We start from the raw sequence: 22,610 nt of genomic DNA on the forward strand, positions 1-22,610 counted from the left end.
AAGCAAATAGAAAGGCAATAATACTGACACATCGCAATCCCCCGGCCCAATCGGGTGCAGCGCGCAATATTCAGGGGCAGCCCTGCGCGCATGCGCCAGGAGCGGGCATGGCAGTGGTGCATGACGCACCACTGCCGCTCAGGGAAGCAGGCAGGAGCAACAGGAAAGGATCAGTATTCCACCGCAACGGCCTGATCACCGAAGCGGTTACGCAGGTCATCCAGCAGCGCCTGCTCGGGATTGACGCGCCACTCGTCACCGAGCCAGAGCATGCCACGGCCCTCCGGGTGCCGCAGCCGCAGCGCCACAGGGCAGCCGCCCCCCACATAGGGCACCAGCGCTGCACGCAGCTCGTTCGGCAGTTGTGACACCACCTCCGCCTGCACCATCAGGCGCCGCGCGAACATCGCCCGCGCGCGGCCGATATCGAGGATTTCATCGGCCGACATGCTGAAACCGCCGGTATAATCGTCGTGCCGCACACCACCACGCACCACCAGCAACACATCCTTCTGCACCATGTCACCGTACTGGGCAAAGGTGCGGCCAAACACCGACACTTCCACCCGGCCGGTCTTGTCATCCAGCGTCAGGAACGCCATGCGTTCGCCACTGCGCTTGCTGCGGGTGATCCGCATCGCCACCACCAGCCCGGCGATGGTGGCCGCCTCGCCCTTGCCGGTGGGCGTCAGCGCATTGAGCCGCGCACTGACGAAGCGTTCCACTTCGCGTTCGAACTGGTCGATGGGGTGGCCGGTGAGGAACAGCCCCAGTGTGTCGCGTTCGCCGTTCAGGCGCAGGTCATCGTTCCAGATACGGGCCTGTTTCCAGGCCACCGGCGTGGCGCTGACTTCCGCCCCGCCACCAAACAGGTCGCTCATGCCGGCCTCCGCATTGCGCGCGTCCTGTTCTGCGGCCTGGGTGGCGTCCGCCAGGCTCGCCATCAGGATGGCGCGGTCGCGGTGATGCTGGGTCGGGCCGAGCTTGTCCAGTGCACCGGCACGCACCAGCGCTTCCATGGAGCGGCGGTTGATGCGCTTCATGTCCACGCGCCGGCAGAAGTCGAACAGGTCGTCGAACACCACGCCCTGTTCGCGGGCCTGCACGATGGCATCGATCGGGCCTTCACCCAGGCCCTTGATGGCACCCAGGCCGTAGACGATATCGCCGTCCTGGTTGACGGTAAAACGGTAGCCGCAACTGTTCACATCCGGCGGCAGCACGTTCAGGCCCATGCTTTTGCATTCGTCGATAAAGGTCACGACCTTGTCGGTGTTCTGCATATCGGCAGAGATCACCGCGGCCATGAACTCGGCCGGGTAATGCACCTTCAGCCAGGCGGTCTGGTAGGCCACCAGCGCGTAGGCGGCGGAGTGCGACTTGTTGAAGCCGTAGCCGGCGAATTTCTCCACCAGGTCGAAAATCTTGATCGCCAGGTCGCCGTCGATGCCCTTGTTGCGCGCGCCTTCTTCAAACACTTCGCGCTGCTTGGCCATCTCTTCCGGCTTTTTCTTGCCCATCGCCCGGCGCAGCATGTCCGCGCCACCGAGCGAGTAACCGGCCAGTACCTGGGCGATCTGCATGACCTGTTCCTGATACAGGATGACCCCGTAGGTGGGCTCCAGGATCGGTTTCAGCAGTTCGTGCTGGTATTGCGGATCAGGGTATGCCAGCGGTTCGCGGCCGTGCTTCCGGTTGATGAAGTTGTCCACCATGCCGGATTCCAGCGGCCCTGGCCGGTACAGCGCCACCAGCGCGATGATGTCCTCGAACACGTCCGGCTTGAGCTTTTTGATCAGCTCTTTCATACCCTGGGATTCGAGCTGGAACACGGCGGTGGTTTCACCGCGCTTGAGCAGTTCAAAGGACGGGCTGTCTTCCAGCGGAATCTGGGTGATGTCCAGCGGCGCCTCGCCTTCGCGCGCGCGGCGGGCATTCACTGCCTTGACGGCCCAGTCGATGATGGTCAGCGTCTTCAGGCCGAGAAAGTCGAACTTCACCAGGCCGGCGGCCTCGACGTCGTCTTTGTCGAACTGGGTCACCAGGTTTTCGCCGTGTTCATCGCAGTGCAGCGGCGCGAAGTCGGTCAACTGGCCGGGCGCGATCACCACGCCGCCGGCATGCTTGCCCACGTTCCGGGTCAGGCCCTCCAGCTTGAGCGCCATTTCCCAGATTTCGGCGGCCGATTCCTGGTCGCTGTTTTCGCTGTTGTTGAGGAAGTCGCGCAGCACTTCCTCCTGTTCCAGCGCCTTTTCCAGCGTCATGCCCGGCGTCGGCGGGATCATTTTCGACAGGCGATCGGCCAGCCCGTAGGGCTTGCCCTGCACCCGCGCCACATCGCGCACCACCGCCTTCGCCGCCATGGTGCCGAAGGTGATGATCTGGCCCACGGCGGCACGGCCGTATTTGTCCGCCACGTAGGCAATCACGCGGTCGCGGCCGTCCATGCAGAAGTCGACGTCGAAGTCGGGCATGGAGACCCGCTCCGGGTTCAGGAAGCGCTCGAACAGCAGGTCGTATTCGATCGGATCGAGGTCAGTGATTTCCAGCGAATAGGCCACCAGCGAGCCCGCACCGGAACCCCGGCCCGGCCCCACCGGCACGCCGTTTTCCTTGGCCCAGCGGATAAAGTCGGACACGATCAGGAAGTAGCCGGGGAAGCCCATGCTGTTGATGGTGTCGAGCTCAAACTGCAGCCGGTCCTCGTATTCCTTGCGGCGAGCCGCGTAGTCCTCTGCCGCCGGATCAAGAATCAGCGCCAGCCGCTTGTCCAGCCCCCGGCGCGATTCTTCCTGGATGAACTGTTCAATGGTGTAGCCGTCGGGGATCGGAAAATCCGGCAGGAAGTTTTCGTTGAGGCGAATATCCAGCGAGCAGCGCCGGGCAATCTCCACGGTATTGGCCAGCGCCTCGGGCAGGTCACTGAACAGCTCGGCCATTTCCTCCGCGCTCTTCAGATACTGCTGGTCGCTGTATTTGCGCGGGCGGCGCGGATCGTCGATGGCGGCACCGTCGTGAATACAGACGCGTGCCTCGTGCGCCTCGAAATCGTCCTGTCTGAGAAAACGCACATCGTTGGTTGCCACCACCGGCAGGTCCAGTGCGCTGGCCAGCGCTACGCTGGCATGCAGGCAGTGCTCGTCACCCGGGCGGCTGGTGCGCTGCACTTCGATATAAAACCGGTCGCCGCACAGGTCGCGAAAGCCGGACGCCACCTGTGTCGCTTCTTCCTGTTTGCCGGCCAGCAGCAACTGGCCGACTTCACCCTGGCGGGCGGCAGACAGGAAGATCAGCCCTTCGTGCAGTTCATCCAGCCACTCACGCCTGACCACGGCACGGCCGCGCTGCTGGTTATGTTGCCAGGCACGGGAGATCAGCAGGGTCAGGTTCTGGTAGCCGGTGCCGTTCTGTACCAGCGCACACAACCGCGCCGGCTCTTCCAGCACGGTGCTTTCCAGCCAGAGATCGGCGCCGGCAATCGGCTTGATGCCAGCGCCCTGTGCAGCCTTGTAGAACTTGATCAGGCAGAACAGGTTGGAATCGTCGGTCACCGCCACTGCCGGCATCTGCCGGCTCACGCACTGCTTGACCAGCGGTTTCACCCGCGCCACGCCATCCACCAGGGAATAGTCGGTGTGGACGCGCAGATGAATGAACGCAGGTGTGCTCAAGGCGACGGTCCTCGATGATGAAGGTCGGACGTCTGACGTCGGACGTCTGACGCAAAAAATAAAAAGAGGGTACTTTGGTTTTAGCGTCCGACGTCCGACGTCCGACGTCCGACCGGCTCTCTATCCGCCAATCTCGCCACCGGCGCAAACGAACGGCGATGCTCCGGCAACGGCCCATGCGCCTCCAATGCTGCCAGATGCACGGGCGTCGGGTAACCCTTGTGGCGGTCGAAGCCGTATTGCGGGTAACGCGCGTGCAGCGCCACCATTTCGGCGTCGCGGGCCACCTTGGCCAGGATCGAGGCCGCGCTGATGGCCGGGATCAGGCCATCTCCCTTCACCACCGGCTCGCTCGGCAGGCCGAAATCCGGGCTGCGGTTGCCGTCCACCAGCACGGCGTGTGCGGCCTGCGACAGCCCGGCGACGGCGCGCTGCATGGCGAGCATGGTGGCCTGGTAGATATTCAGCCGGTCAATCTCGTCCGGCTCGGCACGGCCCAGTGACCAGCACAGGGCCTGCTCACGGATCTGTTCTGCCAGCGCTTCGCGGCGGCGTTCGGTCAGTTTTTTGCTGTCGGCCAGCCCGGCGATGGGCTGCGCCGGGTCCAGGATCACGGCTGCCGTGACCACCGCACCGACCAGCGGGCCCCGTCCGACCTCGTCTACCCCCGCCAGCAGCATGCCGGCGCGCCAGGCAAACCGGCTCGGCTGCCAGGGCAGCATGGTCGGGTACTCGGCGAACGGACGCGTCACAGGGTGCCCTCCACCAGCGCCTTGACGGCCGCCGCCGCGTGGGTGCTGGCGTCACGCCGGAGTTGCACATGGACGGCTTCGAAATCGTCTTTCAGCGCCGCCACGTCGTCCGGATGGTCAAACCAGTGCTGTACCGCACCGGCCAGCGCCTCCGGGTTCATGGCGTCCTGAATGAATTCCGGAATGCGCGGCTGGCTGGCGAGCAGGTTCGGCAGGCCGACATGGTCGAGCTTGACCAGCCTTGATGCGATGGCGTAGGTCAGGCCGCCCAGCCGGTAACCGATCACCATCGGTTTTTTCAATAACAGCCCTTCCAGCGTGGCGGTGCCAGAGGCCATCAGCACCACGTCGGCGGCCGCCATCACGGTACGGCTCTGGCCATCCACCAACTGGATGTCGGTGAGGCCGGCGGCGGCCAGCCCGGCAGTAATCTCGGCATGGCGGTCCGGTGTCGCAGCCGGTATCACCACATGCAGCGCCGGTTGATCGGCACGCAACAGGCGCACTGCGGCCAGGAAGTCCGGCAGCAATTGCCGCACTTCCCCGCCCCGGCTGCCCGGCAGTACCGCCAGCACACGCGCGTCATGCGGCAGGCCAAGCAGATCGCGGGCGCCGGCTACGTCCGGCGTCATCGGAATCATGTCCGCCAGCGGGTGGCCCACGAACGCCACCGGCACATCGTGCTCCTGGTAAAAGCGCGCCTCGAACGGCAGCAGCGTCAGCATCAGGTCGATGCTGGCGCGGATACCCTTGATACGGCCCTGCCGCCAGGCCCACACCGAGGGGCTGACGTAATGCACGGTACGCAGACCACGGGCGTGCACCCGCTTGGCCACGGACAGGGTGAAGTCGGGGGAATCGATGCCGATCACCGCCAGCGGTTGCTCGGCGATCAGGGTGTCGACAAGCTGCCGGCGCAGGCGGAACAGCTCTGGCAGGCGCGGCAGCACTTCGGTGATGCCCATCACCGACAGGCGCTCCATCGGAAACAGGGATTCGCCGCCCTCGGCCTGCATCTGCGGGCCGCAGACACCGATAAAGCGTGCATCGGGGTAATGCTCGCGCAGGGCACGGATCAGCCCGGCACCGAGAATGTCGCCGGAGAGTTCCCCGGCGATCAGGGCGAAAACGGGCTGCGTCCCTGCCTGCATGGTGTTCAGCGGGTGATGCCGCGTTCGGAAGCGCGCAGTGAGTCGATGAAAAGCTGCAGCTCGGGGCCCGCCTCAAGCTGGTCGAGCTTCTCCAGCGCCTGCTCCAGGGTCAGACCCTGGCGGAACACGGTCTTGTAGGCCTGACGCAACTGGCTGATCACCTCGGCACTCCAGCCACGCCGGCGCATGCCTTCGAAGTTCATTGAGCGCGAGGCCGCCGGATTGCCACCGACCATGACATAGGCCGGAATATCCTTCACCACCAGGCTGCAACCGGCGGTCATGGCATAGGAACCAATGCGGCAGAACTGATGCACGCCGGTCATGCCGCCGAGGATCACGCCATCGCCGATGTGCACGTGGCCGGCGATACCGGTGGTATTGGCGAAGATGTTGTCGTTGCCGATCATGCAGTCGTGCGCGACATGCACGCCGACCATCAGCAGGTTGTTGTGGCCGATACGGGTCAGGCCGTTGTCCTGCACGGTGCCACGGTGAATGGTCACATGCTCGCGAATGACATTGTTGTCACCGATTTCGAGCGCGGTCGGTTCACCCTTGTACTTCTTGTCCTGACAGGCTTCGCCCACGGAAGCGAACTGGAAAATGCGGTTGTCGCGGCCGATGGTGGTCGGCCCCTGGATGACGACGTGCGGTCCGATGACGGTGCCTGCACCGATCTTCACATCCGGACCGATAACGGTGTAAGGCCCTACTTGCACATCGCTGGCCAACTCGGCACGGGCATCAATAATGGCGGTGGTATGTATCATTGTTGTCGGATATCCGCAGTCTGCTTGTCAGAAGGTGGAGAAGCGCTCCAGCGGGCGACCAGGCAACGGTTGTTCACTCGATGGCACCCGGGGCCCCGGCCCAGGCACGCGGCGGTCGCACGCGTGCCCAGAGTATACGTCAGCCTTCCGACGCGTGCCCGGCCCTGTGTCAGAGTTTTTGCTCAGCCACCAGGGTTTCGGCCGTTGCGACCAGCTTGCCGTCAACATGTGCTTCGCAACCGAATTTGAGGATATTGCGACGCACTGCCAGCAACCGTGCGGACAGCATCAACTGGTCACCCGGCACCACCGGCCGCTTGAACCGTGCATTGTCGGTGCCACACAGCAGGTAATTATAGCCGTCGGCGGGACGCTTGCCGGCGGTAATGAAGCCCAGCACCCCGGCAGCCTGTGTCATCGCTTCGATGATCAGTACGCCCGGCATCACCGGTTCATGCGGAAAATGGCCATTGAAAAAAGGCTCATTGCAGGTGACGTTCTTCAGCGCCAGCACCCGTTCACCCGGCACCAGCTCGATCACCCGGTCCACCAGCAGGAACGGGTAACGTTGTGGAAGGTATTCCTTGATTTCGTTGATGTTCATCATAAGCGCGCTGCCCGGAACGGGGGGCCGTCCGGAACCTTTCACAAGCCCAATGAGAAGAAGCGGCGTCCGGTGCCGCTTCGCGAGGGGGCCGGGGGTGGCTGGTCAGGCTTAACCCCGGCCGGCATCCTGCTCCAGCTTGCGCACGCGACGGTACAGTTCATCCAGATGCCTGAATCGTGCCGTGTTGCGACGCCAGCGGTCCTGCCGGTCAGCCGGCAGTGCAGAGCCATAGGTTCCCGGTTCGGTGAGAGAGCGGGACACCAGCGTCATGCCCAGCACCACCACCCGGTCGCCAATCTCCAGATGGCCGGCAATGCCCACAGCGCCCCCGATCATGCAGTAACTGCCGATACGGGTGCTGCCGGACACACCCACCTTGCCCGCCATCGCAGTGTGGTCACCCACCACCACGTTGTGAGCCAGATGTACCTGATCATCGAGAATCACGCCGTTGCCGATGACGGTGTCTTCGATAGCGCCACGATCAATGGTCACGTTGGCGCCGATATCCACATCCGCACCGATCCGCACACCGCCTACCTGGGCTACCTTGTTCCAGCGGCCTTCATTGAATGCAAAACCGAAACCGTCGGAACCGATCACCGAACCGGCGTGTATGATAGTGCGTGGGCCGATGATGACACCATGGTAAATTGTAACATTCGGGTAAATGCGCGCCTGCTCGCCCACTTCCGACCCGTCGCCGATCACCGCATTGGCCATCACCACCGCGCCAGCCTTCAGCCGTACGCCGGCGCCGATCACCGCATTCGGACCAATCGACACATTGTCCTCGATCACCGCATCCGCAGCGATCACGGCGCGCGGATGTACTTCGCGCAGCGGCGCCGGTGTCGTGTCGAAGTGATGGCTGATGCGCGCGAAGGCCTGGTACGGGTCAGCAACCACCAGCGCCGCCACCGGGCAGTCTTCCGCCTGATCCGCCGTGCACAGCACGGCGGCGGCAGCGGTCTGCTCCAGGTACGCGCGGTAACGCGGATTGGCCAGGAAGGTAAGCTGCTGTGCGGTGGCGCCGCGCAACGTGCCGAGGCCACTGATTTCAGTGGCCCCGTCACCGCGCAGTTCTGCACCCAGCTCTTCGGCGAGCTGTGCCAGTGTCAGCACCACCGTTTATTTCATCCGGTTGATGCGCTGGGTTACCTGGGCAGTGATGTCCAGGTCCGGTTTCACAAACACCACGGCCTGTGCACTGATCACCATGTCCAGGCCCATTTCGTTGGAGATTTCTTCAATCGCCTTGAGGACCTTCGGTTCCATCTGCTCGATCAGTGCCTGGCGGTCGGAATTGACACGGCGCTGCAGGGACTGCTGCAGGGACTGGAATTCAAAGCCCTTGGTTTCGCGCTCGTCGGTCAGGCGGTTGCGCTCTTCGCTGCTCATGGTCATGCCGTCACGCTGCAGGCGCTCTTCCACCTTGGTGATGTCGTCACGCAGTTTGCGCAGCCGCTGGCTATCCGCTTCCAGGGAGGATTCCAGCGTGGCGTTGCGGCTTTTCACTTCCTCGGTCTCGATGATCGCCTGCATCGGGTCGACCACGGCGATCTTGTCCGCCAGCGCGAGCATCGGGACCATCAGGACAGCGAACAGCACGGTTTTCATTGTTTTCATACATCTGCTCCTAAATTGGGGTGTTGAAAAAGCCACACAGGGGCTTTTTCATGCCGCCTTGGCGGCACAGGTCCGCAAGGGCGGACACGAAAAACCAATCGCTTGTCGCGCTTGATTTTGCCGACGGCCTGACTACGCCGTCAGCACAGGCTGTTTCAACAGCCTGTTAGAAAACCTGGCCCAGCGAGAACTGGAAAAACTCTGTGTCGTCGCCGGATTGCCGGTTCAACGGCCGGGCAAAGTTGAAGCTGAGCGGGCCGATGGCCGTCAGCCAGGTCAGGCCGATGCCGGTAGCATACCGTATTTCACCGGCATCGAACTCATACATGTTGTTGATGGTTTCGGTCTGGAATACCTGGCCGCCATCGACAAAAAAGAAGGTACGCACGTTGCGGCTTTCCGGCGCGAACGGCGTCGGGAAAATCAGCTCCAGGCTGCCTTCCACCAGCAGGTTGCCGCCGAGCGGGTCCGGGTCCGGATCGCGGGTACAGTTGGCCGGGTTCTGGTTGCAGATATCGACATAGGTGAGCGCGTCGGAACGCGGACCCAGGCTGCGCGATTCATACCCCCGCACAGAACCGATACCGCCAGAGTAGTAGTTCTCGAAGAACGGCAGTGCCTGGTTGTCGCCGTAGCCGTCGCCATAACCGACATCCGCGCGGGTACGCAGCGTCCAGCGGCGGCTGATCGGGAAGTAGCGTTCACCGTCCCAGGACAGCTTGTAGAAGGTGTAGTCACTGCCGGGCACCGCCACTTCCAGACCGACGGTCTGCGACCAGCCACGGTCCGGCATGATGCCCCGGTTGAGGGTGCTGGTGCGCAGCGAGATATTGCCCTTGTACAGGTTGAACCTGTTGCCTTCGGATTCCAGGAAACGGTAGATATCGACGGCAACGAAATCACCCACGGTGATGTCCACGTTGTCGTAGCCGAAACCGAAATCCAGGCGTGAGTATTCGGAAATCGGATAGCCATAATTGACCGAGGCCCCGATACGGTCGGCGGCGTAGGACGCCACGTCCACCTCGCTGAAATCAATCTTCGAGTAGTACAGGCTGAAACCCCGGCTGACGCCATCCAGCGTGTAGTACGGATTGAAGTGCGAGAAGCTGTAGCTGTCACGAATGTCGCTGCGCGACAGCGCGAACGATACCCGGTTGCCGGTGCCCATGAAGTTGTTCTGGCTGATGCTGGCACCGAAAATGAAACCGCTGGCCTCGGAATAACCGACGTTGGCGCCGATGGAACCGGAGGGCTGCTCTTCCACGGTGTAGTTCACGTCCACCAGGTCTTCGGCGCCCACCACGCGCGGGGTGTCCGCCTCCACCAGGGCAAAATACCCCAGCCGTTGCAGACGCTCGCGGGACAGGTCGATCAGCGCCGTGTTGGCGGGTGCGCCCTCGAACTGACGCAGCTCGCGGCGCAGCACTTCATCCTGGGTCTTGATGTTGCCACTGAAATTGACACGGCGAACATATACCTTGCGGCCCGGATCGACATAGAAGGTGATATCCACCGTCTCGTCATCCTCGTTCACTTCCGGGAAATCGTTCACCTGGGCAAAGGTATAGCCTTCGTTGCCGAGGCGGCGGGTCAGCAGTTCGCCGGTCTGGGTCGCCATCTGCTGCGAGAACACTTCACCGGGGCGGATCACCAGCAGCGGTCGCAGGTCTTCCTCGTCCACCACCAGGTCGCCGGCCAGCTTCACTTCACCGACGCGGTAACGCTTGCCTTCGTCCACATTGATGGTGATGTACACCTGGCTGCGGTCCGGGGTGACCGCCACCTGGGTGGATTCCATGGAAAAGTTGATGTAACCGCGGTCCAGGTAATAGGAACGCAACCGCTCCAGGTCACCGGAGAGGCGCTCACGGGAATAACGGTGCTTGCTGCCGAACGGCCACCAGCCACGTGGCCGCAGCTCGAACGCGCCACGCAGTTCATCATCGCTGAACACGGTATTGCCGACGATATTGATGTCGCGAATGCTGGCCGGGCTGCCTTCGTAGATATTGATATGCAGCGCCACCCGGTTACGCGGCAACGGCACGGCCTCGGTGTCCACCTGCGCATCATAGCGCCCCTGCGCCACGTACTGGCGCTGCAGCTCGCCGGTGATCGCTTCCAGCGTCGAGCGGCGGAACACTTCGCCTTCGGCCAGGCCGGCGTCACGCAGACCTTTGCGCAAATTGTCCTCGTCGATGGATTTATTGCCCTTGATCTCCAGGCTCGAAATCGATGGCCGCTCAGACACCACGACGACGAGCTGGTCGCCATCACGGCCGATCTGCACATCCTCGAAATCACCGGAGCCGTACAGACGGCGCACCGCCTCCGCGACGTCGCGGGTACTGACCAGATCACCGGACTGGATCGGCAGCGCCGCATAGACGCGCTCCACCGGCAACCGTTGCAGACCCTCCACCCGGATATCGCTGACACGGAATGGCTCATTGGCCGAGGCACCACCTGCAAACAACAGCAGGCTGACAATGAAACAGCAGGACCAGGCTCGCAAAACACCCCCGATTATCATGCAAACTGCCGCATCAGGTCGTTGAACACCGCGACACACATCAGCCCGAACACCAGCATCATGCCGACGCTCTGGGCCACCATCAAAAACCGTTCGGGCAACGCTTTGCCACGAATCATCTCGATCAGCCCGAACATGATCCAGCCGCCATCCAGCATCGGGATCGGCAGCAGGTTGATCACCCCCAGGCTGATACTGAAGAACGCCAGGAACATCAGGAATGTGGCCAGGCCAATGGCAGCGGTTTCACCGGCTGCCTGGGCAATGGTGATCGGCCCGCCCAGCGTCTTCACGGACAGCTCGCCGGTGAGCATCTTGCCCACTGCGGCGAAGATCATACTGGTCTGCTGCCACAGGCGCGAGGCCGCCGCCGGAATCGCTTCCAGCGGGCCGTAATGAATTTCGCGCAGGCCACCGGCACGGACGCCGGCCTGGCCGATCTCGCCGTTGTCGGTCTGTACCCCTTTCGGCGTCAGCGTCAGCGCCACTTCGCTACCGTCACGCTGTACCGTCAGCGCCAGCGGCCGGGCGGGGGCGGCCTGTACCGCCTCGACCCATTCCGTCCAGCCGGCAATGGGCTGGCCGTCCACACGCAGCACCCGGTCGCCTTCGCGCAGGCCGGCCACTGCAGCGGCACTGTCGTCGCTGACCTTGCCCACGATTGCCGGGATCGGCTGCGGCGTCACACCCAGCACCGGCAGCAGTGGCTGTTCCGGATCGGCAGACCAGGCGGCCATCGGCAGGCCCACGGTGCGCTCGATACCGTCGCTGCCGCGTACCGTCAGCGGCACACTGCCGCGCTCGCCCACATGGCCGAGCATAGCCATGCCGAACTGCTCCCAGGTCTGCACCGTGCGCTGATCCAGCCGCACCAGTTCGTCGCCGGGCCGCAGGTCGGCACTGGCAGCAGGTGAGCCCTCGGCCACCTCGCCCACCACCGGCGGCACGCCGCTCTGGCCGCCCATCAGCACGACCCAGTAGATCAGGATGGCCAGCAGCAGGTTGGCGGCGGGGCCGGCGGCATAGGTAATGACCCGTTGCCAGGCGGGCTTGGCGGAGAATTCTTCATGTTCTTCGCCGGGCTGTATCTCGCAGTCACGGCGATCCAGCGGCTTGACGTAGCCACCAAGAGGAATAGCAGAGAGGACAAAATCGGTGCCGCCCTTGCTGCGCCAGCTGAACAGGCGCGGGCCGAAACCGATCGAGAAGGTCAGCACGCGCACGCCGAAGGCGCGCATGCTCAGGTAATGCCCGTATTCATGAATCGCCACGATGATCAGGATCGTGACCGCAAACGCCAGCAGTGTCATCAGCATGCCGATACCCGATTTGTCATTGTCACGCCTGTCCCTGCCCTGCTGCTCATGTCCTGGCGGTCAGTTGCGCTGTCGCCACCTGGCGTGCGGCAGCGTCCACCGCCATCACCGCGTCCACATCGGTACAGGCGGGGGCCGCCACGCGGGCCAGTGTCTCCGCCACCACCACCGGAATACCGGGAAAATCCAGGCGGTGGTCCAGAAACGCCGCCACCGCCACTTCGTTGGCCGCGTTCAGTACCGCCGTGGCGGTACCGCCGGCCTGCATCGCTTCCCGCGCCAGCTGCAGGCAGGGGAAGCGGGTCTCGTCCGGCGCCTCGAAATCCAGCCCCGCCAGGCGGGTGAAATCCAGTCGCCGGGCGCCTGAGTCTATCCGCTCCGGCCAGGCCAGGGCACAGGCAATCGGTGTTTTCATGTCCGGTGTGCCCAGTTGCGCCAGCACCGAACCGTCGTCGTATTCCACCATCGAGTGCAGCACGCTCTGCGGATGCACCACCACGTCGATCAGCGACGGCGGCACCGAGAACAGCCAGCAGGCCTCGATCAGCTCCAGCCCCTTGTTCATCAGGGTGGCGGAATCCACCGAGATTTTCGGCCCCATGTTCCAGTTCGGATGACGCACCGCCTGCTCCGGCGTCACGGTGGCCAGCTGTTCCGCCGTGAAGGTCCTGAACGGGCCGCCCGAGGCGGTCAGCAATAGCTTGCGCACCCCGGCGAGCCGGGCGTTCTGCCCCGGTGCACAGGGAGGCAGACACTGAAATATCGCGTTGTGTTCCGAGTCCACCGGCAACAGTTGCGCGCCGGAGGCAGTGACGGCATCCATGAACAATTGCCCGGTCACCACCAGTGCTTCCTTGTTCGCCAGCAGCACACGCTTGCCGGCATGGACGGCAGCCAGTGTCGGCCTGACCCCGGCGGCACCGACAATCGCCGCCACCACAGTGTCCACCTCAGCAGCAGCGGCCACCTGGGCCAATGCCGCGTCCCCGGCGAGCACCTCGGTCTGTGACCCAAGCGCCTGAAGATGGTTCCGAAGTGATAGCGCTGCCTGCTCGTCCGCCAGCACCGCGTAACGGGGCTGCCAGGTTTCACATTGCGCTGCCAGCGCCTGCCACTGTGAACCAGCGGTCAGCGCATACACCCGGTAACGGGCCGGATGCAGGGCCAGTACCGCCAGTGTCTGGGTGCCGATGCTGCCGGTGGCCCCCAGCAGGGTGAGCTGTTGCGGCGAGCCGGCCACGGGTTACAGCCCTCCGGGCAGGTCCGCCCAGGTCAGGGCCGCCAGCGCCACCGGCAGGGCCGCCGTGACACTGTCGATCCGGTCCAGCATGCCGCCATGGCCCGGCAGCATGGTGCCGCTGTCCTTTACGCCGCGCTGGCGCTTGACCATGCTCTCGAACAGGTCACCCAGCACGGAAGCCAGCACGGTCAGGCCGGCCACGAGCAGTACCTTGTAGAGGGTGCCGGTAACCGGGAACAGGTGCGGCACAATGGCCGCCACGGCCAGCGCCAGCAGCAGGCCGCCCACCAGCCCTTCCACCGTCTTGCCGGGGCTGACCTTCGGCGCCAGCTTGTGGCGGCCCAACGCGCGGCCAGCAAAATAGGCACCGGTGTCCGCCGCCCAGACCCACACCAGCAGATAGAGCAGCGCCCAGGGACCGGCCAGGCCCAGCGCACCGACGCTCTGCACATGCACCACGGCTGCCCAGGACGGCACCAGCAGCAGGTAGCCCATCAGCACCATCACCGGCGCCCGCGCCCAGGCGGCGGCGGTGGCCGGGAACGTCACCACCAGCACCAGGGCCAGCAGCCACCACAGCGGCATCCAGGCGTACAGCCACAACGGCTGGGTCCCTTCCGCCAGCGCCATCAGGGCCGCCAGCGAGACGACCCACAGCACCCGCAATGGCAGCGTCAGGCGGCCGATCAACGCGGACCATTCCCAGCCGGCGGCGAGGAAGAAGGCGCCGGCCACCAGGGCAAACGCGGTCCGTTCGAGCAGGAACACTGCGCCGAGCACGATCGGCAGCAGTATCAGTGCGGTGATGACCCGCAATTTCAGCATGTTGTGTCCTCGTCCGGGCCGGCCACCTGTTCCCCGCTGCGACCGAAACGGCGTTGCCGGCCGGCGTAGTCCCGCAGGGCTTCGGCCAGCGCCTGTTCATTGAAATCCGGCCACAGCAACGGGCTGAAGAACAGCTCGCTGTAGGCCGCCTGCCAGAGCAGGAAGTTGCTCAGGCGGCATTCGCCGCCGGTACGGATCAGCAGGTCCGGTGGCGGCAGGTCGCCCAGCGCCAGGTAACCCTGCACAGCGTGTTCGTCGATACCGGCCGCCGCCAGGCGGCCTGCTGCCACGTCTTCCGCCAGGCGCCGTGCGGCCTGGGTGACATCCCACTGGCCACCGTAGTTGACCGCAATGGCCAGTACCATGCCTTTATTGTCAGCGGTGAGTTGCTCGGCGGCGGCCATGCCCTGTTGCAATGGCGCACTGAACGCGCTGCGCTCACCAATGAAGCGCAGGCGGATGCGGTGTTCGTGCAGTTCGCGGACCCGGTCACCCAGCGCCTCCATGAACAGGCCCATCAGGTGACGGACTTCGTCTTCCGGCCGGCGCCAGTTTTCCGAGCTGAAGGCAAACAGGGTCAGCACTTCCACACCCCGGCGGGCGCAGCCACTGATCACCGATTGCACAGCCCGTTCGCCGGCGCGGTGGCCTTCGTGGCCGGGCAGGCCACGGCGGCGCGCCCAGCGGTTGTTGCCGTCCATGATGATCGCCACGTGGCGCGGTACGCCGGACGCCTTCACGGAATCAACGTCCGGGGCCTTTGATCGGTTGTCCTGCATGGTGCTCATCCTGGCGCTGCCATATCGCAGGCCCTAAACAAAACCGGGCTGACTGCAGCCCGGCAAGTACTGATGTCTGTCGATGGCCTGGCCCGGGCGGCGTCCGCCCGCAGCAGGTTACATCGACATCAAGTCTTCTTCTTTGGTTTTCAGCAACTTGTCCACTTCACCCACCATACGGTCGGTGAGCTGCTGGATCGCTTCCTCACCCCGGCGGGCGTCGTCTTCGGAGACTTCCTTCTCCTTGAGCAGATCCTTGAGGTCGCCGTTGGCATCGCGGCGGATGTTACGGATCGACACCTTGGCCTGCTCGCCTTCGCTACGTACCACTTTCACCAGATCACGCCGGGTTTCCTCGGTCAGCGGCGGCAGCGGCAGGCGGATCACCGTACCGGCGGTGGACGGGTTCAGACCCAGGTCGGATTTCAGGATGGCGCGCTCGATGTCCGGCACCAGCTGTTTGTCGAACGGCGACACCAGCAGGGTGCGGCCTTCTTCCACGGAGATGTTGGCCAGTTGCGACAGCGGCGTGTCCGAGCCGTAGTACGACACGCTGATGGTGTCCAGCAGGCTCGGGTGGGCACGCCCGGTACGCACGCGCTTGAGGGCCGTTTCCAGCGCCTCGATGCTTTTCTTCATGCGGCTTTCGGCATCTTTCTTGATATCGTCGATCACCGTGCATTCCTCGCTTGTTCTGATGTTGAAAACCCCGTCACAGGGCTTTGTTGCCGCCCGCAGGCGGCCCGTCATGCGCTTTCGGTACGGCCGGCTTCCACCAGCGTGCCTTCGCTGCCACCGAGCATCAGGTTCAGCAGCGCGCCCTGCTTGTTCATGTTGAACACCCGCAGCGGCATGTTGTGATCCTGGCACAGGCAGATGGCGGTCAGGTCCATCACGCCCAGCTTGCTGGCCAGCACATCGTCATAGGTCAGGCGATCATACTTGATTGCGTTCGGGTTTTTCACCGGGTCGCTGTCGTAGACGCCGTCCACCTTGGTGGCCTTGAGCACCACGTCGGCATTGATCTCGATCCCGCGCAGGCAGGCGGCGGAATCGGTGGTAAAGAAGGGGTTGCCGGTGCCGGCGCAGAAAATCACCACCTCACCGTTCTTCAGATAGCGGATCGCGTTGCGATGATCGTAATGCTCGACCACACCACTCATCGGGATCGCCGACATCAGCCGGGTGCGGATATTGGAACGCTCCAGGGCATCACGCAGCGCCAGGCCATTCATGACCGTGGCCAGCATGCCCATGTGGTCACCGGCGACCCGGTCCAGGCCGGCGGTCTGCAATGCTGCGCCACGGAACAGGTTGCCGCCGCCAATCACCAGACCCACCTGGACACCGATGCCGACCAGCTGGCCGATCTCCAGCGACATGGCGTCCAGCACCGCCGGATCGATACCGAAGCCTTCGTTGCCCGCCAGCGCCTCGCCACTGAGTTTCAGCAGGATGCGCTTGTAACGCGGCGACCGGTCTTTACTTGTACTGGACATGTCAGATTCTCCACCGCTCTTCATCATTCAGGGCCTGAACCATCTGTCATCGGGATGCCGCTCGGACCACGTCATGCCGGGATTGTTCACCGGCGTCGCCCCGAGCCTGGTCACCGCATACTGCGTCGCGGTGAATAATGCGCCATTGCGGCACACAGTGCCATGCCTGCCCGGCATACAAGCCCGGGTGGCAGGTACAAAAACGCCTCGCCGGCATACCGGCAAGGCGCTTTGCGGAGTGCACTGCAAAAAATCAGCTCTTGTTGACCTGAGCCATGACCTCGGCAGCGAAATCGGTTTCTTCTTTCTCGATGCCTTCGCCCACCACCAGGCGCACGAAAGACACGATGTCGGCACCGGCCGCTTTCGCCAGTTTGCCAACGGTGACATCCGGGTTCTTGACGAACGGCTGCTCGACCAGGCTCACCTCTTTGAGGAATTTCTGGATACGGCCACCGACCATCTTCTCGACGATCTCTTCCGGCTTGCCCGCCATGTCCGGCTGCGCACGAATGATGCTCTTCTCGCGCTCCAGCTCGGCTTCCGGCAGTTCTTCCGGGCGCACCACGCTCGGCGCCACGGCGGCGACGTGCATGGCCACGTCTTTGCCCAGCTCTTCGTCACCGGCGGTCAGGTCGACCAGCACGCCGATTTTGCCACCGTGCACATAGGCGCCCACGCGGCCACTGCTTTTCAGCACGGCAGCACGACGTACCTGGATGTTCTCGCCGATTTTCTGGATCAGCGCTTCACGGGCGGTTTCGACGGTGCTGCCGTCGGCCAGTTGCAGCGCGGCGATGCTGGCAACGTCCGCTTCTTCAGCCGCCAGTGCGGCGTCGGCCACTTTGCCGGCGAAGGTCAGGAAGTTGTCGTCGCGGGCGACGAAATCGGTTTCGGAGTTGATTTCCACCAGCACACCGGTCTTGCCGTCGGCGGAGATCGCCACAGCCACGGTGCCTTCGGCGGCGGTGCGGCCGGCTTTCTTGGCGGCCTTGGCCTGACCTGATTTACGCAGGTCATCAATGGCCCGTTCGATATCGCCCTCGGCTTCGACCAGTGCCTTTTTGCACTCCATCATGCCGAGGCCAGTGCGTTCACGCAGTTCTTTTACCAGAGCAGCAGTTACAGCAGCCATGATCCAACCTCATAGTCAGCGGATCCGGTCGGCCGGATACGGCACGGGCCGGCCGGATCGGAAAATTGAATGCGGGGCACCGTGTTCACGGGCCCCGCGTTCAGGCGGGGGCTTGCTTAGCTGGCAGCTTCGTCGACTTCCACGAAGCCGTCGCTGTCAGCGGCGCCCGGCGCCTGGGTAGCCGCGTATTCACGGCCTTCGAGGATTGCGTCGGCAACCGCCTGCACGTACAGCTGGATGGCGCGAATGGCGTCATCGTTGCCCGGGATGATGTAGTCCACACCGTCCGGGTTGCTGTTGGTGTCGACCACGGCGATCACCGGAATACCCAGCTTGCGGGCTTCCTGAACGGCGATGTCTTCGTGGTCCACGTCGATCACGAACAGGGCATCCGGCAGACCGCCCATGTCCTTGATACCACCGATGGAGCGTTCCAGCTTGTCCATCTCGCGGCGGCGCATCAGCGCTTCTTTCTTGGTCAGCTTGTCGAAGGTGCCGTCGGCAGCCTGGGCTTCCAGGTCGCGGTAGCGCTTGATCGACTGGCGGATGGTCTTCCAGTTGGTCAGCATGCCGCCGAGCCAGCGGTGGTCGACATACGGCATGCCGCAACGGGTGGCTTCTTCAGCAATCACTTTCTGTGCGGCACGCTTGGTGCCTACAAACAGGATCTTGTTATTGCTGGAGGCCAGTCTGTTCACGAACGTCAGGGCGTCGGTGAACAACGGCAGGGTCTTTTCCAGGTTGACGATGTGAATCTTGTTGCGCGCGCCAAAAATGAAGGGCTTCATCTTCGGGTTCCAGAAACGGGTCTGGTGACCAAAGTGAACGCCCGCCTTGAGCATGTCGCGCATGGTGACGTTAGGCATCTGTGTTCTCCGGTTCGGGTTGGGCCTCCATGTTCCCTCATGACCCAACCCCACGAATTGCGGGGGCACCCAGGGCCATGTGACGGAACATGTGTGGATTTCCCTTGGCTCACCCCCAACGGGTACAATGCGTACCCCTGCGGCCGGCCAGGGCGCGCGCTTTATACCACGATCATGCGGGCGCAACAATCGGCGCGGCGCTGAAACCTGACTGACCCGGCCCGACAGCATCCGGCCAACCCCCTGATCTAGCAGGAGTTCTTCCCAGCATCATGACCGTGACCCTGAAAACCCCGGAAGATATCGAGAAGATGCGCGAAGCCGGCCGCCTGGCGGGCGAAGTGCTGGACATGATCGGCCAGCACGTCCGTCCCGGCGTCACCACCGAGGAGCTGGACCGCATCTGCCATGACTATATGGTGAACACCCAGCAGGTGATCCCCGCCTGCCTCGGCTACCGGGGCTTCCCGAAGTCCGTCTGCACCTCGGTCAACCACGTCATCTGCCACGGCATCCCGAATGACAAGAAGGTGCTGAAGAAAGGCGACATCATCAATATCGACGTCACCGTCATCAAGGACGGCTGGCACGGCGATACCAGCAAGATGTTCTTCGTCGGCGAGCCGTCGGTGCTGGCCCAGCGGCTGGTGGACGTCACCCGCGAGTGCATGATGAAGGGCATCGAGATGGTCCGCCCCGGCGTGCGCCTGGGCGACATCGGCCACGCCATCCAGCAGCACGCCGAATCGCACCGCTTCTCGGTGGTGCGCGAGTACTGCGGCCACGGCATCGGCAAGGTCTTCCACGAGGAGCCGCAGGTGCTGCACTATGGCAAGCCCGGCACTGGCATGGTTCTTGAAGAAGGCATGGTGTTCACCATCGAGCCGATGATCAACGCCGGCAAGCCGCACACCAAGCTGCTGCCGGACGGCTGGACGGTGGTGACCAAGGACCACAAGCTGTCTGCCCAGTGGGAGCACACCCTGGCCGTCACCCGTGACGGCTTCGACGTGCTGACCCGGCGCCGGGAAGAGACTGACCTGGGCTGATCCCCGGACCGGACGGCGCGGCCACACCGTTGCGTGACGAACCAGAGCGACTTCATGACCTTCGAACCCGATTTCACCCCGGCCGAGGCGCTGGCCGCCCTGCGCAACAGCAAAGTGCCCGGCAAACAGGCCCGCGAACTGCTGGCCGCCGGCCAGGCCCGGCTTGACGCGGCCTTCCCCGCCACGCCGATCCGCAAGCTGGTGCGTGGCCGCGCCGCACTGGTCGACCGCGTGCTGCAGGCCGCCTGGCAACTGTTCGGGCTGGCAGACCAGGAAGGCCAGGCGCTGCTGGCCGTGGGGGGCTATGGTCGCGGCGAGTTGCACCCGCACTCCGACGTGGATCTGCTGATCCTGCTCGATGGCAGCCCGGCACAGTCGCTGTGCGGCCAGCTGGAAGGCTTTATCGCCTTCCTCTGGGACACCGGCCTGGAGATCGGCCACAGCGTGCGCACGCTGGAGGAATGCCTGCTGCTGGCGCGGGACGACATCACCGTCGCCACCAACGTGATGGAATCCCGCACGCTGGCCGGCGACGACCGCCTGCGCGAGCAACTGGCCGAGCGTACCGGCCCGGAGCACATCTGGCCGACACCGGCGTTCTTCGCCGCCAAGTGGCATGAACAGACCAGCCGTCATCGCAAGCACAACGACACCGAATACAACCTGGAACCGGACATCAAGAATGCGCCCGGTGGCCTGCGCGATCTGCAGATGGTCGGCTGGGTGGCGAAGCGGCATTTCTACCCGCGCGATAAAGCCAGCAACCTGGAAAAGCTGGTCGCACTGGATTTCCTGACCGAACGGGAATATGCCGCCCTGCGCCGCTGCGAGGATTTCCTGTTCGAGGTGCGCTGGGCATTGCACACCCTCAGCGGCCGCAACGAAAACCGCTTGCTGTTCGACTATCAGCGCCAGGTCGCCGCCCTGCTCGGCCATGAGGACTCCAACGCCAACCTGGCGGTGGAACTGTTCATGAAGGAGTTCTACCGCGTGGCACTGGCGCTCTCGGTGCTCAACGAGATGCTGCTGCAACTGTTCGACGAAGCGATTCTGCAGGCGGACAAGCCGCATGAGGTACGCCCGCTGAACCGCCGCTTCCAGATCCATAACGATTACCTGGAAGTGACGCACGAAAACGTCTTCACCGAACACCCGTCTGCCCTGCTGGAAATGTTCGTGGTACTGGCCCAGCACCCGGAGCTCAAAGGCGTGCGCGCCACCACCATGCGTGACTGCATCGACAAGCGCCGGCTGATCGACGACGCCTACCGCAACGACCCGCAGCACACCGCGCTGTTCATGCAACTGATCCGTTCGCCGCACAAGCTCTGGTCGCAACTGCGGCGCATGAAGCGCTACGGCATTCTCGGCCGCTACCTGCCCGAGTTCGGCCGCATCATCGGCATGATGCAGTACGACCTGTTTCATATTTATACGGTGGACGCGCACACCCTGCTGGTGGTGAAGAACATGCGCCGCCTGCGCTATGAAGAGACACGCGAGAAATTCCCGCTCGCCTGCGATGTGTTCTATCGGCTGCCGAAACCGGAGTTGCTGTACATTGCCGGCCTGTACCACGACATTGCCAAGGGGCGCGGCGGCGACCACTCCGAGCTGGGCGCCGATGACGCCATTGCCTTCTGCCAGCGCCACGGTCTGACCAACTGGGACGCCAAGCTGGTTGCCTGGCTGGTGCGCAGCCACCTGGTCATGTCGGTGACCGCGCAGCGCAAGGACATCGCCGACCCGGACGTGGTGATGGAGTTTGCCCGCCAGGTGGGCGACCTGGTGCACCTGGACTATCTCTATGTGCTGACCGTCTCGGACATCAACGCCACCAACCCGGCACTGTGGAATTCCTGGCGCGATTCACTGCTGCGCCAGCTCTACACGGAAACCAAGCGCGCCCTGCGCCGTGGCCTGAACAACCCGATCGACAAGCAGGACTGGATCGACGACACCCGCGATGAAGCGATGAAACTGCTGGAACAGCGGCAGATTCCGGTGGAGAACATCGAGAAACTGTGGTCCGGCATCGGCGACGAATACTTCCTGCGCGAGAATGCCCGCGACATCGCCTGGCACACCGAAGCCATGCTCACCCGCGACAACCCGGACGAGCCGCTGGTGCTGGTACGCGAAAGCAGCGGCGGCCAGTACGAAGGCGGCACGCAGATCTTCGTCTACACGCCGGACACCGAGAACCTGTTCGCCGCCACCGTGAATGCGCTGGACCAGTTGAACCTGACCATCATGGATGCGCGCATCATCACCTCCGCCGACAGCTTCAGCCTCGACACCTACATTGTGCTCGATGAACACGGCACGCCGATCGGCAACGATTATCCGCGCCTGCAGGCGATCCGCGACACCCTGACCCAGGCGCTGCGCGACCCGAGCCAGTTCGGCAATATCGTGCAGCGGCGCATGCCGCGCCGGCACAAGCATTTTCGCGTGCCGACACAGGTGATCATCAGCAACGACATTGTCAACGACCGCACCGTGGTCGACGTGCAGACGCTGGACCGCCCCGGCCTGCTGGCCCGCATCGGCCGCATGTTCATGGAATTTGACCTGCTGTTGCAGAATGCACGCATCGCCACCCTTGGCGAGCGGGTGGAAGACGTGTTCTTCATCACGCAAAAGGACGGCGGCCCGGTCACCGACCCGGACCTGTGCCAGCGCCTGCAACAGCGTTTGAAGGAAGAGCTGGATGACACCAGCCGCGATCAGGTGACGCCGTCCGGCGGCCTCTCGATCTGATCACGCGCGAACAATAATG

18 protein-coding genes are annotated in these 22,610 nt (G+C 63.7%); 2 read left to right on the top strand and 16 right to left on the bottom strand.

All coding sequences use genetic code 11. The features are described 5' to 3' along the window. Positions 1–170: 170 nt before the first annotated feature. The 16 genes from dnaE to rpsB form a co-directional block, all read right to left on the bottom strand. Positions 171–3,671 carry a DNA polymerase III subunit alpha gene (gene dnaE, locus S7S_RS12105; RefSeq protein WP_008736781.1) on the bottom strand — a complete coding sequence of 1,167 codons (3,501 nt, stop codon included), beginning with the start codon at positions 3,669–3,671 and terminating at the stop codon, positions 171–173. 80 nt (positions 3,672–3,751) lie between these two features. Beyond that, a complete protein-coding gene (gene rnhB, locus S7S_RS12110) occupies positions 3,752–4,423 on the bottom strand; it encodes a ribonuclease HII (protein WP_420795637.1) in 672 nt (223 codons plus the stop codon). Then, positions 4,420–5,574: a lipid-A-disaccharide synthase gene (lpxB, locus tag S7S_RS12115; protein WP_008736778.1), complete on the bottom strand. Its 1,155-nt coding sequence runs from the start codon at positions 5,572–5,574 to the stop codon at positions 4,420–4,422. Before lpxB ends, rnhB begins: the two co-directional genes overlap by 4 nt. A gap of 5 nt (positions 5,575–5,579) precedes the next feature. Then, positions 5,580–6,347 carry an acyl-ACP--UDP-N-acetylglucosamine O-acyltransferase gene (gene lpxA, locus S7S_RS12120; RefSeq protein ID WP_008736775.1) on the bottom strand — a complete coding sequence of 256 codons (768 nt, stop codon included), beginning with the start codon at positions 6,345–6,347 and terminating at the stop codon, positions 5,580–5,582. A gap of 169 nt (positions 6,348–6,516) precedes the next feature. Then, complete coding sequence (gene fabZ / locus S7S_RS12125; protein ID WP_035204552.1) at positions 6,517–6,951, bottom strand: 3-hydroxyacyl-ACP dehydratase FabZ; 435 nt, start codon at positions 6,949–6,951, stop codon at positions 6,517–6,519. 111 nt (positions 6,952–7,062) lie between these two features. Beyond that, entirely contained in the window at positions 7,063–8,079 is a 1,017-nt protein-coding gene (gene lpxD / locus S7S_RS12130; RefSeq protein ID WP_035204550.1) for a UDP-3-O-(3-hydroxymyristoyl)glucosamine N-acyltransferase, read from the bottom strand. A gap of 6 nt (positions 8,080–8,085) precedes the next feature. Then, on the bottom strand, positions 8,086–8,583 hold the full coding sequence (locus S7S_RS12135) for an OmpH/Skp family outer membrane protein (RefSeq protein WP_008736770.1): 498 nt from the start codon (positions 8,581–8,583) through the stop codon (positions 8,086–8,088). A 166-nt stretch (positions 8,584–8,749) separates the two neighbouring features. Beyond that, complete coding sequence (gene bamA, locus S7S_RS12140) at positions 8,750–11,101, bottom strand: outer membrane protein assembly factor BamA (RefSeq protein WP_008736768.1); 2,352 nt, start codon at positions 11,099–11,101, stop codon at positions 8,750–8,752. Positions 11,102–11,115: 14 nt separating this feature from the next. Further along, positions 11,116–12,435 (bottom strand): RIP metalloprotease RseP, encoded by a 1,320-nt coding sequence (gene rseP, locus S7S_RS12145; RefSeq protein WP_008736766.1) that lies wholly within the window; start codon positions 12,433–12,435, stop codon positions 11,116–11,118. Positions 12,436–12,481: 46 nt separating this feature from the next. Further along, on the bottom strand, positions 12,482–13,675 hold the full coding sequence (gene ispC / locus S7S_RS19630; RefSeq protein WP_008736764.1) for a 1-deoxy-D-xylulose-5-phosphate reductoisomerase: 1,194 nt from the start codon (positions 13,673–13,675) through the stop codon (positions 12,482–12,484). Between the two features lie 3 nt (positions 13,676–13,678). Beyond that, complete coding sequence (locus tag S7S_RS19635) at positions 13,679–14,500, bottom strand: phosphatidate cytidylyltransferase (protein ID WP_008736762.1); 822 nt, start codon at positions 14,498–14,500, stop codon at positions 13,679–13,681. Continuing rightward, positions 14,494–15,279, bottom strand: coding sequence for a polyprenyl diphosphate synthase (gene uppS / locus S7S_RS12160; protein ID WP_008736760.1), 786 nt, complete (start codon positions 15,277–15,279; stop codon positions 14,494–14,496). Before uppS ends, S7S_RS19635 begins: the two co-directional genes overlap by 7 nt. Before the next feature lie 117 nt (positions 15,280–15,396). After that, on the bottom strand, positions 15,397–15,954 hold the full coding sequence (frr, locus tag S7S_RS12165) for a ribosome recycling factor (RefSeq protein ID WP_008736758.1): 558 nt from the start codon (positions 15,952–15,954) through the stop codon (positions 15,397–15,399). Between the two features lie 71 nt (positions 15,955–16,025). Continuing rightward, complete coding sequence (gene pyrH, locus S7S_RS12170; protein ID WP_008736756.1) at positions 16,026–16,778, bottom strand: UMP kinase; 753 nt, start codon at positions 16,776–16,778, stop codon at positions 16,026–16,028. Positions 16,779–17,031: 253 nt separating this feature from the next. Then, positions 17,032–17,913 carry a translation elongation factor Ts gene (gene tsf, locus S7S_RS12175; protein WP_008736754.1) on the bottom strand — a complete coding sequence of 294 codons (882 nt, stop codon included), beginning with the start codon at positions 17,911–17,913 and terminating at the stop codon, positions 17,032–17,034. 116 nt (positions 17,914–18,029) lie between these two features. Then, the gene (gene rpsB, locus S7S_RS12180) at positions 18,030–18,779 is read right to left on the bottom strand and encodes a 30S ribosomal protein S2 (RefSeq protein ID WP_008736752.1); all 750 of its coding nucleotides are present in this window, start codon (positions 18,777–18,779) and stop codon (positions 18,030–18,032) included. 272 nt (positions 18,780–19,051) lie between these two features. Here rpsB and map point away from each other — a divergent pair, with 272 nt between their 5' ends. Both map and S7S_RS12190 read left to right on the top strand, forming a co-directional pair. Next, positions 19,052–19,828, top strand: a complete 777-nt coding sequence (map, locus tag S7S_RS12185; RefSeq protein ID WP_008736750.1) for a type I methionyl aminopeptidase — start codon at positions 19,052–19,054, stop codon at positions 19,826–19,828. A gap of 54 nt (positions 19,829–19,882) precedes the next feature. Further along, positions 19,883–22,591 (top strand): [protein-PII] uridylyltransferase, encoded by a 2,709-nt coding sequence (locus S7S_RS12190; RefSeq protein ID WP_008736748.1) that lies wholly within the window; start codon positions 19,883–19,885, stop codon positions 22,589–22,591. The last annotated feature ends 19 nt before the right edge of the window (positions 22,592–22,610 follow it).

It is taken from the genome of Isoalcanivorax pacificus W11-5, from assembly GCF_000299335.2.
Taxonomy (GTDB): domain Bacteria; phylum Pseudomonadota; class Gammaproteobacteria; order Pseudomonadales; family Alcanivoracaceae; genus Isoalcanivorax; species Isoalcanivorax pacificus.